The sequence below is a fragment of the Limosilactobacillus alvi genome (assembly GCF_016900115.1).
GTDB lineage: Bacteria > Bacillota > Bacilli > Lactobacillales > Lactobacillaceae > Limosilactobacillus > Limosilactobacillus alvi.
This window is the reverse complement of sequence record NZ_JACJJQ010000043.1, coordinates 1-14671: the sequence shown is the minus strand read 5'-3', so window position 1 is coordinate 14671 and position 14671 is coordinate 1. Positions and strand designations below refer to the sequence as shown.

The window sequence follows — 14671 nt, the reverse complement described above, 5'->3', positions numbered from 1 at the left end:
TCATTTCCTATACTCGAACTCGTAGTCCCACAACCTGAAAATCAAAATATCAAAGCAAAGATAGCGGAGGTCATTTTGTGATACGGACTCGCAGTCCCTGAGGCTATGGACGACCTTAGCTCTATCTTTAGGGTAATAAAAAAGTCCAGGATGGTAAAATTCATCCTGAACTAATCTTAGGTTGTTTAACATTTAGTTAAAATTAATCCTAGTGGTAAAGATCGAAGCGTCCTTTCTTAAAGACTTCCTTCATACCACCAATCTTGAAGAGAGATTCATTAGCAATCATCTTCTTGGTAGCCGAAGCCATGTAGCCACGGGTTTCGTGGCCCAATGCAACCCCAAAGGCCCGGGTGTTACCAACAGAAGCAACGGTTCCTAGGGACTTGTAAACAAAGCCTTCGTTAAGGTGACTTCCGGTCTTAACAACGTTTACTAAATCACTAGCAACATACTTACCCATTGCTAAAGCAATTTGAGCAGTCGTTGGGTATGGTCGTTGACCATCAGGTGGCATAACTGCTGCAACGTCACCAATAACATACATATTATCATGATCAGCATCAGTTAAGTGCTCGGTTGGAATTACCCGTCCCCGCCGAGCCTTTAAGCCAGCTTCGTCAACCAATGGATTACCAGAAACCCCAGTTGTCCAAATGATGGTCTTAGCGGTCAATTCATAAGGGGTCTTTTCTTCATCTTGACCAAAGACATAGATTGTTTTACCATCAGTAACCTCTTGAACCCGGGCATCAGTGATAATATCAACCCCAAGGCTCTTAACCAAGTTAACCCCGTATTCAGCAAGGCCATCACTGAACATAGGTAAGAGACGAGTTCCAGCATCCACCATTGAAATCTTGATGTCAGATGGAGTGACACCAGCATGTTTGGCGTATTCCTTTCGACCATCGGCAAGGGCTCCAGCTAATTCAATTCCTGTAAAACCAGCCCCAGCGATCACAATATTCAAAGCATCTGGATCAGGATCCTGCTTGTAATCATCCATAACCTTAAGAATATGAGCGTGAATGGCTTCAGCTTCTTTGACATTGGTCATTGGCAAAGCGAATTCTTCCGCTCCTTTGATACCGAATGTTTCAGAAACAAAACCAAGGGCTACAACCAAATAGTCATAGCTAAGGTCATCATGGTTTTTTAGGGAAACCGTTTTTGCTTCCGGATCAAAACTAGTAACTTCGTCTTGAATAAAAGTTGTTACCTTTGGATCAACAATGTCCGCAATTTCGTAAGTGATTTTTTCTTTTGGTTGCGTTCCAGCAGCTACTTCATGAAGATCAGTTGCTTCGTAGTGATAGCTATTCTTGTTTACCAAGGTAATCTTAAAACTACCATCAGCCTTACGTTGCAATTCATGGACAGTCTTTAAACCGGCGTAACCGGCACCTAATACGACGATTTGTTTCATAAAAATTCCCCCTCAAAAAGTCAATTAATGACTTATCAGCTTAAAAGGTAACCTGCGAAAATTAAGTTTTAAGTTGATGATTATTTATTGATGTAATAATTATAACAAGTAAATGGGTTTGTGAAAAATAAAAAAACAACTTTTGTGGAAAAAAGTTTGTATTGAGAGAAAAAATTATAATTATCGTACTGGATAGCGCTCCCAAAATAAATGAAGTGCTTTTTTATAATTTAAAAATAGTGAAAAAACTTATTTATTGAAAAGCCAAAAAATAATTTATCGTTACTTAATCTTTTGTTGAAATACTAACTTTTTAAGAGTAAACTATGAAATGAATATCGGATATATTATTTGCTATTATTTTTGGCTTATTTGTCGATAAATTTTATTTAGGGGGGATAATAGTGGACATTGTTAGTTTGGCGCGTTTCCAATTCGCAATGACGACGGTTTACCACTTCTTCTTTGTCCCATTTTCGATTGGGACTGCCTTCGCTATTGCTGTGATGGAAAGTATTTACGTCCATACCAAGAACGATGTTTATAAGAAAATGGCCCGCTTTTGGGGGAATATTTTCTTACTAAGTTTTGCGGTCGGAGTTGTAACCGGGCTGATTCAAGAATTTCAATTTGGAATGAACTGGTCAGATTACTCCCGGTTCATGGGGGATATCTTCGGGGCGCCATTAGCCTTTGAAGCTTTACTATCATTCTTCATGGAATCGACCTTTATCGGTTTGTGGACCTTCACTTGGAACAAGGTCAAGCCGGGTCTCCACGCCTTCTTTATTTGGATGACGAGTATTGGTTCTTTAACCTCTGCACTTTGGATTTTAACGGCCAACTCATTTATGCAAAATCCAGTGGGTTACACAATTAAAAATGGGCGGGCCGAAATGACCAATTTCTTTGCATTGCTTAAGAATCCACAACTTTGGTTTGAGTACGGGCATGTAGTTTTTGCTGCCTTAATGATGGGTGGCGTTATCGTGGCCGGTTTAACCGGTTTCCAAATGTTAAAGGCCAAGAAGCAAGCCGTTTCTGATGAAACTAAGAAGGTTTACAAAACTTCAATGCGTTTTGGAATGTGCATTGCTTTGATTTTCTCTGTTCTGACGATTGCCGTTGGACACGCCCAAATGCAATACTTGATCAAGGAACAACCAATGAAGTTTGCGGCTACCGAAGCGGTTTACAAGACCACTAAGAGTCCAGCTGGCTTAGCTCTGTTTGGAGTTGCTGACCAGAAAACACATCAATTAAAGGGAAGTGTCGAAATTCCTGGGATGTTGAGCTTTATGTCTTACAACAAGTTCTCTGGCTCAATCAAGGGGATGGACCAAATTAATAAAGATTTGACCAAGAAATATGGAAAGTACATCGCAGGTCACCGAGTAAATTACTACCCACCAGTTAACACTATGTTCTGGAGCTTCCGAATCATGGTAGGTATCGGGATGTGGGTTGCCCTAGTTTCAATTGTGACGCTTTTTCTTACGCGAAAGCAAAAAGAAACCCTTTACAACCATAAATGGATGCTTTGGGTAGTTGCCTTAACTACTTTTGTACCATTTATTGGGAACTCAGTTGGTTGGTTCGTAACCGAATTTGGGCGTTACCCTTGGACGGTTTACGGCCTGTTCACGATTCAACAATCTGTTTCGCCAACGGTTTCAGTGGCTTCACTGTTAACATCTAACATTGTTTACTTTATCCTCTTTACAACCTTAGCGATTGTTATGGTTTACTTAGTTGTCAAGGAATTGAGGAAAGATCCAGCTAACCTGGATGACCCACAATTGCTTGAAAAGGTATTAGATCCATTTGATAAGGGGGCCTTCTAAAATGAGTTTCTTTCAAATTTTATGGTTCCTTTTAATTGGGGTTTTGTTTGCTGGTTTCTTCTTCCTTGATGGTTTCGACTACGGGGTAGGGATGGCTGTTAACACCTTAACCTCAGATGATGCGGAACAAAGCCAAATTATTCAAACGATTGGGCCTGTGTGGGATGCAAATGAAGTTTGGTTAATCACCGCAGGTGGGGCCATGTTTGCCTCCTTCCCATTCTGGTACGCAACTTTATTTAGTGGTTACTATTTAATTTTACTGGCCATTTTATGTGGCTTAATTCTCCGGGGAGTCTCCTTTGAATTTCGGGCTAAGAGTGATGGTAAGTTGCGGAAGGCATGGACAAAGTTACTTGGGATTGCTAGTGCTTGGGTGCCATTCTTCTTAGGGGTAATGTTTATCTCCATGATTAAGGGGATGCCAATTGATGCTAATGGTAACATGCACGCCCACTTCTTTGATTACTTCAACTGGTTTTCCATCGTTGGAGGAATCGCTTTAATGCTTTTGACATATCTTCACGGTTTAAATTACATTGCCCTCAAGACGGTAGGCCAAATGCGGGAAACGGCAAAGAACTTTGCCAAGGCCCTTTACTACGTGCTTTATGTTGGTTTAATTGTCTTTGCTCTCTTACTAATTTTCCAAACGGACTTCTTTAGTGTTCACCCATTTGGAACGGGGATTACGGTTGCCTTAATTGTAGTCTTTGCCATCTTAGCTCATGTTGCTCTTTTTAAGGACAACGAAGTAATGGCCTTTATTTCAAGTGGTTTAACGATGGTTTCCTTGGTAGCCATGATTTTTGTTGGGTTGTTCCCGCGGGTTATGATCTCATCAATCAAACCAAGTTATGACTTATTAATTAATAGTGCTTCATCAACGCCATATACTTTGACGGTAATGACGATTGCAACGGTTTGCTTACTACCATTTATTTTGGCATATACAATTTGGGCCTACTGGATTTTCAGGAAGCGGATTGCCATGCCAACGGTGGATAAGCCCTTGGAGGGATATTAATGGTTGATCAACTCCTATTTAAAATTCCAGGAGTGCGGTCAATGATGGGAAAGCTTGTAGGACTTCACGTCCTACAAGCTTTTCTTATCATTGGTCAGACTCTATCACTTTCAGCAGTATTAGTCGGCTTATGGCAAGGAGATTCTTTTCAAAGTCAACTCCACTGGGTTGGACTATTTATCTTAACTTTTGTGCTTCGACATGCCGAAAATTGGTTAATTAATGGGATGCTCGACAAATTTGCTCAAAATAAAGCCAAGGAAATACGAACCCAGCTCCTTCAAAAGACTTTTGAACTTGGTCCAAGCATGGTTCAGCGAGAAGGAACGGGAAACATGGTAACCCTGACACTAGATGGGATTTCTCAGGTTAAAGATTACTTTGAATTGGTCCTGAATAAGTTAGTTAATATGATGGTAGTGCCAATTATAATTTTAATCGTGGCCTACTATCTTGACTGGGTTTCTGGATTAATTATGACGATTGTTTACCCGTTGATTATTCTCTTTATGATTGTTCTTGGATATGCTGCCCAAGCCCAAGCCGATCGTCAATTTGAAACCTTTCAACGGTTATCTAATCACTTCATTGATTCCTTGCGCGGGATCGATACTTTAAAATATTTTGGGTTGAGTAAGCCTTACTCTAAGAGTATTTACCGCTCAAGTGAAGATTTCCGGAAGTCAACGATGGCGACCTTACGAATTGCGATGACTTCCACCTTTGCTTTAGATTTCTTTACAACCTTATCAATTGCGGTCCTCGCAGTTTTCTTAGGGGTCGGCTTAATTAATGGTCAAGAAACTCTGTATCCAGCTCTTGTGATTTTGGTATTGGCTCCTGAATACTTCTTACCAATTCGGAACTTTGCAAATGATTACCATGCTACCTTAAATGGGAAAAATTCCTTTCATAAAATCATGGAATTAATTAACGAAAAGCCAGCTAAGCGAGTTGAAACCTCTTTACATGCATGGCAAGCTAATGATGAATTGAAATTAAGCAACCTCGGTTTTGCCTATGCTGAAACCAAGCGGGGGTTGGCCCCATTATCAGTGAAATTTAAAGGGTACCAAAAGATCGGTATTATTGGAATGAGTGGTTCTGGAAAGACAACCTTGATTAATCTTTTAGCTGGTTTCCTTACTCCTAATGAAGGGGGAATTACCATTGAAGGGCAAAAGTTAACCACGTTAAACGATCCTAATTGGCAGAAACAGCTTACTTATATTCCCCAAACTCCTTATATTTTCTCGGCAAGTTTGCGAGAAAACATCGCTTTCTACCATCCCGAGGCAACGGATGCAGAAGTTCAAGAGGCAATTCAAGTGGTGGGATTAACTGAAATGGTTAATGAATTGCCTGAAGGACTTGATACGGAGATTGGTTCCGGAAAACGAGCCCTTTCTGGTGGTCAAGCCCAACGAATCGCGTTAGCCCGGGCCTTTCTTGACCAAAATCGGCGGGTGATGGTTTTTGACGAACCTACTGCCCACTTAGATATTGAAACTGAGCTTGAATTAAAGGAAAAAATGTTACCTTTAATGAAAGATCACCTCGTTTTCTTTGCGACTCACCGGTTACACTGGATGAAACAGATGGATTACATCTTAGTAATGGAACAAGGGCAGTTGGTTGAACAAGGAACCTATGATCAATTACTAGCTAATCCAGATGGGGCTTTTAACCGGCTTGTCAGTCAAATGAGAGGAGGAAAAGCGCATGCTTAATCGGCTACCATTATTAAAAACATTAAAGCATGATCAATGGGTTAAGCCATTTTTAAAGCATTACAAGCGGACCTTGGTATTGGCGATTAGCTTAGGGATTTTAACCTTTGTTTGTGCTGGAGGACTGATGTTTACTTCAGGCTTCTTAATTTCAAAGTCTGCGACCCGACCTGATAATATTTTGCTAGTGTACGTCCCAATTGTCCTAACGCGGGGCTTTGGGATTTTCCGGCCGGTTTTCCGGTACGCGGAACGATTAACCAGTCATAACTGGGTCTTTAAGATGACTTCCGAATTTCGGAAGAAGATGTACGATTCCTTAGAACAAGATGCGGTGTTTTTCAATAGCAAATATCGTCTGGGGGATATCTTAGGACTCTTATCCGAAGACGTCGCTCACATCCAAAACTTGTATTTGCGGACAATTTTTCCTAACTTTGTGGCTTGGGGCGTTTACACTATCATTGTTGTTGGCCTTGGCTTTATTTCGCCGTTAATGGGGCTAGCAATGTTGGTTCTTTTTGGCCTGATGATTTTTGCCATTCCAGCTTGGTCAGTAGTTATTAATGGGGCCCGGCAAGAGTATGAAAAACAGGTTAAAAATGATTTATATGCCGATTTAACTGATAACGTCATGGGTATTGTTGATTGGGTATTTGCTCAACGAAACCAGGAATATGTTGCTGAACACCTCAACAGTGAAAACAAACTCTTTGCCACTCAAACAGCCCTTCATCAGTTTGAACGTTTTCGTGATTTCTTGATGCAATTGGTGATTTTAGCAATTGTGCTTAGCCTGATGATTTGGGGTGCAGCAAAGTTTGGTGGTCAATATGGCGGTACCGCAAACTGGATTGCAGCGTTTGTGTTGGCAGTTTTCCCTTTGGAAGATGCCTTAGCTGGACTACCAGCAGCTGCTCAAGAAACGAATGTTTACGTTGATTCCCTTAAACGGCTTAATCAATTGCCGCCAATCCCACAGTCCAAGACTGATCAATTAGAAGTCCAAAAGCCATTAGACTTTAAAATTCAAAATTTACATTACACCTATCCCGGGACAAGTAAAGAAGTTTTGCGGGGGCTAGATTTATCAATCCCTGCGGGCCAAAAGGTAGCAATTCTTGGTAAAAGTGGATCTGGAAAGAGCACTTTAGCTAGCTTGATTCGCGGGGATCGCCAGCCAAGTACTGGGGATGTAACCCTTGCAGGCATTCCAACCAATAATTATAAAGATCGAATTTCTAAGTATATTGGGGTGATTAACCAGCGCCCATACTTATTTAACACGACGATCTTAAATAATCTCCGGATTGGGAACGAAAACGCGACGGTTGACGACGTCTGGCAGATTTTAGATCAAGTTGGCTTACGGCAAATGGTTGAAAGTTTGCCACAGGGATTAGAGACAATGGTTGATTCGGCAGGGCTTCGTTTTTCTGGTGGGGAGCGGCACCGGTTGGCTTTAGCTCGGATTCTCTTGGCTAATACCCCAATCGTCCTTTTGGATGAACCGACAGTCGGCCTTGACCCGGTAACAGAGCGTGAAGTAATGGATACCTTCTTTGGTAACTTGGAAGGTAAGACCTTGATTTGGATTACCCATCACTTGCAAGGAATTGATGCCATGGATCGGGTGATCTTTATTGAAGATGGTGAGCTTGTGATGGATGGTCATCCAGCAGGGCTTGCTAAAACCAATGAGCGTTATCAACGCTTAAAAGCTATCGATGAGGGAAGATAGTTCTAATAAAAAAAGCGTTAGGCAGACCAGAAATGGTTTTGCCTAACGCTTTTTAGTATGGTTTGAAATCTTATTGACTGCTACTCATTTGCGGAGGGGTTGATGCGCTTGATGCAGCTGAACTTGCGCTAGAAGCTGAAGAACTTACGGCACTACTACTTGTGGCACTGGAGCTATCTTCTGCTTCTCGACTGCTTGAAGAGCTAGAAGCGCTACTAGTACTTGAGGATTGTGAGCTAGTGCTACTTGAATGGGAAGAGGATGAAGACATCTCGGTCATTCCTAATGCCCATTTTGAATCCCTAATGACTAATTCTTTGTGGCCACCATAGGATACGGCTTCAACCGTATCTGGCATTGTCCAATCACTGGCATGGTTTTGTCCATCCAAGTAGGACATCATGTTCTTGTAAAGTAACTGAGCTGATTTTTCGTAAGTTTCAGCGACTGAGTAACGAGGGTTATCAAACCCGGTCCAAACGGCGATGGAATAATTCTTGGTGTAACCAACCATCCAAGAGTCAGTAACACCAGAATCACCAACAGTTGGGTCATCAGTCCCGGTCTTCCCAGCTTGGTGAACCCCAGAAAGGTTAGCATCCGTAGCGGTCCCATTTGAATTAGTAAAGACCCCTTTTAACATATCAGTAATCATGTAGGCGGTAGCCCGACTCATGGCCCGCTTACCATGTTTACTGTAATTAATTGTTTTCCCATCTTGGGTTGTAATTGAACTAATATAGTAAGGTTTGTAGTAAGTTCCACCGTTAGCAAAGGCCCCATAAGCGGCAGAAAGCTGTAATGGTGAAACGTAGAGGCCAATCCCATTTTGAAGATTGAAGCCACTCTTATTTGGCGTAATACCGAGTCCCTTTAAGAAGGTGGTTGCCCGACTAAGGCCAACAGATTGTAAGGTTTTGATCGCCGGAACATTCCGTGATTGAACTAAGGCTTCCCGCATGGTCATGTTTCCTTTGTACTTATTATCCCAGTCCTTAAGGAGCTTAGTAGTTCCAGGCCAATAGAATCGTGAGTCACTAACTGATTTGTAGGTTGGCCATTGTAAATATTGGATTGCTGGACCGTAATCCATAATTGGCTTCGCTGTCGAACCAGAACTCCGGTTAGTTTGGACAGCCCGGTTAAGCCCATAAATTACATTTCCAGTTTTCCGACCACCAAGCATAGCGACTACTTGACCATTGTGAGGATCAGTAATCGCGACCCCCGTTTGCATCTTATCACTTTGGAAGGAAACGTTATTATTCGCTTGATCATACAATTCCTGTTGGGCATCAAGGTCTAAATTAGTATGGACCTTCAAACCGTCGGTATTGACGTTATAGCCAGCCGCTTCGAGTTGAGCCAAGACTTCCTTAACGTAAGAATCAACAACTTTTTCCTTCACACCAGTTGAGTTTTCACTGGTATTTCCGTGGCTTGAGTCAAGTCCTTCAGTAATGCTTTCAGCTTCAGCTTGCTTAGCTTGAGCGCTAGTGATTGCTTTTGAACGAACCATTGCTTCTAGAACTTGATTTCGGCGTTCCGTTGCCGGGGCCGTATCACTAACATCAGGGTTGTAGTAAGTTGGTGATTGGGGAATTCCTGCTAAAGTAGCAATCTGGGAGAGATTAAGATCTGTTAAGTCTTTACCATAGTAGTATTGGGCCGCGGTCTTCATCCCATAAACCCCATTTCCCATGTAGACCTTGTTAATGTAGAACTGGAGAATCTGTTGCTTTGAGAAGTGCCGTTCAACATTAATAGCTAACCAAGCTTCTTGCGCCTTTCGTTTTAAAGTTTGATCCTTTGCTGAAGTAGAGAAGACGGTTAACTTAACTAATTGCTGAGTTAAAGTACTTCCCCCTTGGACTCCTGAGCTTCGGTGGAAAATGTCAGCAATGGCTGAGCCAACAATCCGAACGGGGTCAACCCCATGGTGTTTATAGAAACGCCGGTCTTCGATTGAGACAACCGCACTCTTCAGACTGGCGGGGATTTCACTACTAGTAGCATATTCTCGCCGTTGAGCTCCCAGTCGAGAAATTACTTGATCGTTAGCATCATAGATTGTCGTTGTCGACTGACTTTTTAAGGCGCTCTCACTAATCGTTGGGGCACTCGAAGCCCAGAAGAAAAAGAGGGCTGCTAAGGCAACAACGATTAACAAAATAATACTGAGAGTCCAGCCAATAATTCGACGCACTAAAGGGCCTTTTCCTTGACCGTCTGCCCCAAAATCGCGTCGTTGCTGACGAGATTTTGAAGTGGGATATTCATCGTTATTCATTCGTTACTCCTTTTTGCTGTGCAATTAATTGATCGACAGCCGGTAAGTATTGTAATCGAGGATTTAACCCGTTTTGAACGGGAATTCCCCATTTCTTAATCGTGGTGAGAGGGATGGAATGACGACCACCAGAGGCTTGAATTTGCCAAGTTTGTATTAAGAAGGAGGCTGGTAGTAAGTAATATTCATTAAGTTTTGTGAACTTAATGAAAGCAAAACAAATTCCACCTTGTTTCAAACAAGCGGCTAAGTGATCGATTTGGTGCTGATGAAAATTTTTAAGAGGAAATGAAGTAACATTTTTCGTTTCCTTTGCATCAAAATCGATATAATAGCCCCGATAAACGCCATTATAATCCGTTGTTGAAGGGCGGCGAAAATATGCTTCGCGAACAACGGCCGCACTTCGTTTGGGGTAATCAACCTTAACTAATTGAATTGGGGTAGGTTTTTTATGGATCACAGCCTGACCAGTCGTTAAATAGTAAGTATTACTAGCGTTGATTTCAGCTTCCAGTGACATTCCGCGATCCGCAAAGTTTACCGGATTGATCTTTTTTTTAACCGATTGACTTGCTGACAACGGTCCCTGACCATTTGGATAATGAATTGACATTTGAGGTCTCCCTTCACTACGTGCTATATTATATCATCAGTACCGGGGTAAGCACAGTTACGGAATGGTTACACGAGGAAATATCTATGCAACGTTTATGGGTAAGTGGTTATCGAGATTATGAATTAGGAATTTTCGATCCAAAGGCACCGGAAGTACAGGTTATCAAACGGGTTTTAAAGGAAAAAATTGTTACATGGTTAAACCAACAAACCGAACCAACTTGGTTGATTACAGGTCCCCAACCAGGAGTTGAACGGTGGGCGCTTGAAGTTGCACTTAAAATCCAACCGGATTATCCAGATTTTAAATTAGGAATGATGAGGCCCTTTGAAGGGGTAGGAGAGCAATGGAAACCCGCCCGCAAGGAAGCGCTTGATCAAATTGAATTAAAACTCGATTATGTAGGAACTTTGAGTAAACAACCATACCAAGGGCCAATGCAGTTAAGAGCGTACCAAGCCTTCATGTTTGAGCATGCTGATGAAGTGTTATTAGTCTTTGATGCTGAACGGGACAATGAGGCCCAACGACATGCCAAAGCGTATTATGACTATCGATTAGCGAAGCAAAAAGCGGCTGATGATGGTCTTAAACTCCAAATTGTTGATTTTGATGAGTTACAGATGGCTGCGGAAGAATTAGCGGAAGAGGAACGAGAACGAAAAAGTGGTTGGTAAGATAAATTTAAACTAAAAATTGAAGATAACTACTTGTAAATTATTTAGTTTTTGGTAAAATTGTTTTGTGTTGACGAATTAAAAGCAAATGAGGTGTTGGATATGGATAACATTAAGTTTACTCCCCAAGACATTTTGCATAAGCAATTTAAAGAGAAGAGTATTGGGAAGGGTTACGATGTAGATGATGTCGATTCTTTCTTAGACGATGTTATCAAGGACTATGACACCTTCAACAAAGAAGTTGAACGGCTCCAAGATGAGAACGAAAGGCTTAAGGCGAAGGTTGACGAATTAAATCGTCAAATTGAAGTTGGTTCTTCCATCGGAGCATCAACGCCAGCTAGTCAACCGGTTGTTTCCGGGGCAACGAATATGGATATTCTAAAACGGCTTTCCAATTTGGAACGGCGAGTTTTTGGTTCGCAGCTCGGAGATAATGGTGAAGATGATTCCCATCTACTATAAATTTTGTTAATTTTTGCAGGTTTTGGGTAATCGAGCGTAGCTTATGTTACGTTAGGAAGGTCCATGCTCGCACGGGCTGCGATGCTCGTAGTGTTTGTGCTCGCTGAAAAAATAAGGCGGGGCATCAAGTGATTGATGACGGCGGAAAAACAGACTACGGTTTTTACTATGTCTTAGTATTCCTGAAAAGTGCCACAGTGACGAAGCAGGTTGGGAAACCAAACTGGTGGAACGCGGTAAACCCCTCAAGCGGTAAACCCAAACATACGGTAGGGGAGCTTTGGATAGCAAATTGAAGTGATTCCAGGGGAGTAGTTTTACTACTGAGATAGATGATTACCACGGTTTAAGCTGGCCTGAGGCTTAAGCTTCGACAAAACATGGCCTACAGAAATCTGCAAACAGGCAACCCGGTTTTACCGGGTTTTTTTATTAAGTGAAAGGAAAATCATGGCATTTGCTATATTAACCTCATCGGCGAATTCTGAAATTGATATTCAATCAGTAGTTGATCGCCATTTATTAGTTGTTGGGCAGACCGGGAGTGGTAAAACAACGTCCGTTCTCGCCTTATTGAGTGAGTTACAGAAGAAAAATCAAACTGTAATTGTGTTAGACCCAACAGGAGAATATACTAAGCTCCCTAATACCGTGACGTATCGACTTGGCGAGAATGCTTATTTAGCTCCTGACCAGCTTCGGGTAGATGAATTAATGGCGGTTTTAAATTTAGATTGGGGGCCAAGGTTAAGGACTAAGTTAAGCCAGGCAATTTTAGATCTCCGCATTACTCGTCATTTATGTAAAAGTAATGGTATTTTTAAGCGGCAAGGGGTATTGATTGCCGACTATCAGCAGGATTTGCGTCGGCTCGCTACTTGGATGAAGGACTACCAATTTACAAAGCTAGCTGAACAACTTATTCAGGAGTTTGTGGTGCCATATGCTGATCAGCGAGCTGATTTTAATTATTTGGGTCAAGAATTAGCCCAAGACCAGTTACGACAAAATTGGGATCAAATTATTACTTTAGCGACCCGGATTGCTCAGCCAGAGTTCCAAAAACTTTTTGACTATGATCCACATCCCGGGACTTTTAAAGTTGAACTAAATTATCTTTTTAAACAATTTACGAGTCAAGCCAGTGAACACCGGACCTTAGTGATTGACTTATCACTTTTACGCCAGTACCCTCATAGTCAGGAAGCTTTAATTTCAACTCTTTTAAAACGGGTCTTAACCTTACGCTTAGCTTCCAACATTAAGTTTCCAGTACGGTTAGTAATTGATGAGGCCCACCGGTACTTACCTAAGGAAGCTGATTTAGTGAAAAACGGTATTTTTCAAATTGCGCGAGAAGGAAGAAAGGCTCATTTAACTTTGATCTTAACGACCCAATCGCCACTCGATTTAGCACCGCGGTTGCGATCCCAGTTTGCAAATTGCCTGCTACACCGGATTACTGATCCAGTTGAGGTCAGGAGTTTAAATCTACCAAAAAAGGTGGATTCAACCCAACTTTTAGTGGGGAAAGGTTGGCTTCATTGCGATGGGAATGAATGGCAAGAAATTCAAGTTCAGCTTCCTGAATGGTGGACAAATAAAAATGATCAAAATAAGAGGTAACTATGCAGAAATATCAATTAATTGCGACGGCGGCAGCAGGAGTTGAAGCTCTAGTAGGACGAGAACTCCGAGATTTAGGCTATCAAACCCAGGTTGAAAACGGGCGGGTTCGGTTTGAAGGAACGATTAAGGATGTGTTACGGACAAATTTGTGGCTCCGGATTGCGGACCGGGTTAAGATTGTCGTCGGTGAATTTGAGGCCACTACTTTTGATGAACTCTTTGACCAAACGAAAGCCCTCGCCTGGGAAGACTTACTACCTTTGGATGCTAATTTTCCAGTTGAAGGGAAGAGCCATCATTCAATTCTTCACAATGTCCCAAGTGTCCAGGCAATCGTAAAGAAGGCCATTGTTGAACGGCTGGGTACGGTTTATCATCGCCGAACTCGCTTACCTGAAACGGGGGCAACTTACCCGCTTGAAGTAGCGATCGCCAAGAATCATGTTTTATTAACCCTGGATACTTCCGGTTCAAGTCTATTTAAACGAGGATATCGGAAAGCAAAAGGGGGCGCACCGCTAAAAGAAAACTTGGCGGCAGCTTTAGTTAGTTTAGCCCATTGGTTTCCGGACAATCCGTTTGTTGACCCAGTTTGTGGGTCAGGGACGATTCCAATTGAAGCTGCTTTGATTGGTTACAATATTGCTCCTGGTTTAAACCGGGAATTTGCGGTTGAACGCTGGGTTAGTTTAGTTCCTGAAAGTTTAAGCGATCAATTACGGGATCAAGCAATGGATGCCGCAAATTATGATATTGACCTCGACATTACTGGCTATGATATTGATGGCCAAATGATCGAGATAGCTAAAGAAAATGCCCGGTCTGCCGGTTTATCACAAGCAATTACCTTTAAACAATTGGCAGTTAAAGACTGGCACACTGACAAAATCAACGGAGTTCTTGTGGCTAATCCGCCGTATGGTGAGCGACTAAGTGATCTTGATAGTGTTCGGGAACTTTATCGCCAAATGGGGGCAATTTATCGGCAAATGACAACTTGGTCTAAGTACATTTTGACAGCTGATTTAGAATTTGAAAAATACTATGGAGCTCCAGCGACTAAGCGTCGGAAACTTTACAACGGGGCCCTCCGAACTGATTTGTTCCAGTACTGGGGACATAAACAAAGATAAGCAAAATAAAGGCTCTTCGTCAACTGGTACTGATAGAATTTTTAAGGCTAAATTGGTCTAGTTTAGGCTGCCCAACGTGGGTGG

11 protein-coding genes and 1 other RNA gene are annotated in these 14671 nt (G+C 42.0%); 9 read left to right on the top strand and 3 right to left on the bottom strand.

Annotation, left to right across the window (positions count from 1 at the left end; all coding sequences use genetic code 11):
• Positions 1–208 precede the first annotated feature (208 nt).
• Positions 209–1429 carry an NAD(P)/FAD-dependent oxidoreductase gene (locus H5993_RS07955; protein ID WP_204776948.1) on the bottom strand — a complete coding sequence of 407 codons (1221 nt, stop codon included), beginning with the start codon at positions 1427–1429 and terminating at the stop codon, positions 209–211.
• Positions 1430–1833: 404 nt separating this feature from the next.
• Between H5993_RS07955 and H5993_RS07950 the strand changes: the two genes are divergently transcribed.
• From H5993_RS07950 to cydC, 4 genes are read left to right on the top strand one after another with little or no spacing between them, the layout of a single operon-like run.
• A complete protein-coding gene (locus tag H5993_RS07950) occupies positions 1834–3273 on the top strand; it encodes a cytochrome ubiquinol oxidase subunit I (RefSeq protein WP_204776947.1) in 1440 nt (479 codons plus the stop codon).
• A 1-nt stretch (position 3274) separates the two neighbouring features.
• Positions 3275–4300, top strand: a complete 1026-nt coding sequence (gene cydB / locus H5993_RS07945) for a cytochrome d ubiquinol oxidase subunit II (RefSeq protein ID WP_204776946.1) — start codon at positions 3275–3277, stop codon at positions 4298–4300.
• The gene (gene cydD, locus H5993_RS07940) at positions 4300–6030 is read left to right on the top strand and encodes a thiol reductant ABC exporter subunit CydD (RefSeq protein WP_204776945.1); all 1731 of its coding nucleotides are present in this window, start codon (positions 4300–4302) and stop codon (positions 6028–6030) included. The genes cydB and cydD overlap by 1 nt, the downstream gene beginning before the upstream one ends.
• Positions 6023–7771 carry a thiol reductant ABC exporter subunit CydC gene (gene cydC / locus H5993_RS07935; protein WP_204776944.1) on the top strand — a complete coding sequence of 583 codons (1749 nt, stop codon included), beginning with the start codon at positions 6023–6025 and terminating at the stop codon, positions 7769–7771. Before cydD ends, cydC begins: the two co-directional genes overlap by 8 nt.
• Positions 7772–7841: 70 nt before the next feature.
• Here cydC and H5993_RS07930 read toward each other — a convergent pair whose 3' ends face one another.
• Positions 7842–10061 carry a PBP1A family penicillin-binding protein gene (locus tag H5993_RS07930; RefSeq protein ID WP_204776943.1) on the bottom strand — a complete coding sequence of 740 codons (2220 nt, stop codon included), beginning with the start codon at positions 10059–10061 and terminating at the stop codon, positions 7842–7844.
• Positions 10054–10677 carry a Holliday junction resolvase RecU gene (gene recU, locus H5993_RS07925; RefSeq protein WP_204776942.1) on the bottom strand — a complete coding sequence of 208 codons (624 nt, stop codon included), beginning with the start codon at positions 10675–10677 and terminating at the stop codon, positions 10054–10056. Before recU ends, H5993_RS07930 begins: the two co-directional genes overlap by 8 nt.
• An 86-nt stretch (positions 10678–10763) precedes the next feature.
• Between recU and H5993_RS07920 the strand changes: the two genes are divergently transcribed.
• The 5 genes from H5993_RS07920 to H5993_RS07900 all read left to right on the top strand — a co-directional run bounded on the left by H5993_RS07920 (position 10764) and on the right by H5993_RS07900 (position 14587).
• A complete protein-coding gene (locus tag H5993_RS07920; RefSeq protein WP_204776941.1) occupies positions 10764–11357 on the top strand; it encodes an SLOG family protein in 594 nt (197 codons plus the stop codon).
• 102 nt (positions 11358–11459) lie between these two features.
• Positions 11460–11825 carry a cell division regulator GpsB gene (gene gpsB, locus H5993_RS07915; RefSeq protein ID WP_180871985.1) on the top strand — a complete coding sequence of 122 codons (366 nt, stop codon included), beginning with the start codon at positions 11460–11462 and terminating at the stop codon, positions 11823–11825.
• Positions 11826–11843: 18 nt separating this feature from the next.
• An RNA gene (gene rnpB / locus H5993_RS07910) (RNase P RNA component class B) lies at positions 11844–12218 on the top strand.
• A 57-nt stretch (positions 12219–12275) separates the two neighbouring features.
• On the top strand, positions 12276–13451 hold the full coding sequence (locus H5993_RS07905) for an ATP-binding protein (protein WP_204776940.1): 1176 nt from the start codon (positions 12276–12278) through the stop codon (positions 13449–13451).
• A 2-nt stretch (positions 13452–13453) separates the two neighbouring features.
• The gene (locus tag H5993_RS07900; RefSeq protein WP_204776939.1) at positions 13454–14587 is read left to right on the top strand and encodes a THUMP domain-containing class I SAM-dependent RNA methyltransferase; all 1134 of its coding nucleotides are present in this window, start codon (positions 13454–13456) and stop codon (positions 14585–14587) included.
• Positions 14588–14671: the final 84 nt, after the last annotated feature.

What these genes read in the sequence shown, in the direction of transcription:
- cydD (WP_204776945.1), top strand. Translation starts at nt 4,300, where the DNA reads ATGGTTGATCAACTCCTATTTAAAATTCCAGGAGTGCGGTCAATGATG.
- H5993_RS07920 (WP_204776941.1), top strand. Translation starts at nt 10,764, where the DNA reads ATGCAACGTTTATGGGTAAGTGGTTATCGAGATTATGAATTAGGAATT.
- H5993_RS07905 (WP_204776940.1), top strand. Translation starts at nt 12,276, where the DNA reads ATGGCATTTGCTATATTAACCTCATCGGCGAATTCTGAAATTGATATT.
- cydC (WP_204776944.1), top strand. Translation starts at nt 6,023, where the DNA reads ATGCTTAATCGGCTACCATTATTAAAAACATTAAAGCATGATCAATGG.
- H5993_RS07930 (WP_204776943.1), bottom strand. Translation starts at nt 10,061, where the DNA reads ATGAATAACGATGAATATCCCACTTCAAAATCTCGTCAGCAACGACGC.
- H5993_RS07900 (WP_204776939.1), top strand. Translation starts at nt 13,454, where the DNA reads ATGCAGAAATATCAATTAATTGCGACGGCGGCAGCAGGAGTTGAAGCT.
- gpsB (WP_180871985.1), top strand. Translation starts at nt 11,460, where the DNA reads ATGGATAACATTAAGTTTACTCCCCAAGACATTTTGCATAAGCAATTT.
- cydB (WP_204776946.1), top strand. Translation starts at nt 3,275, where the DNA reads ATGAGTTTCTTTCAAATTTTATGGTTCCTTTTAATTGGGGTTTTGTTT.
- H5993_RS07955 (WP_204776948.1), bottom strand. Translation starts at nt 1,429, where the DNA reads ATGAAACAAATCGTCGTATTAGGTGCCGGTTACGCCGGTTTAAAGACT.
- recU (WP_204776942.1), bottom strand. Translation starts at nt 10,677, where the DNA reads ATGTCAATTCATTATCCAAATGGTCAGGGACCGTTGTCAGCAAGTCAA.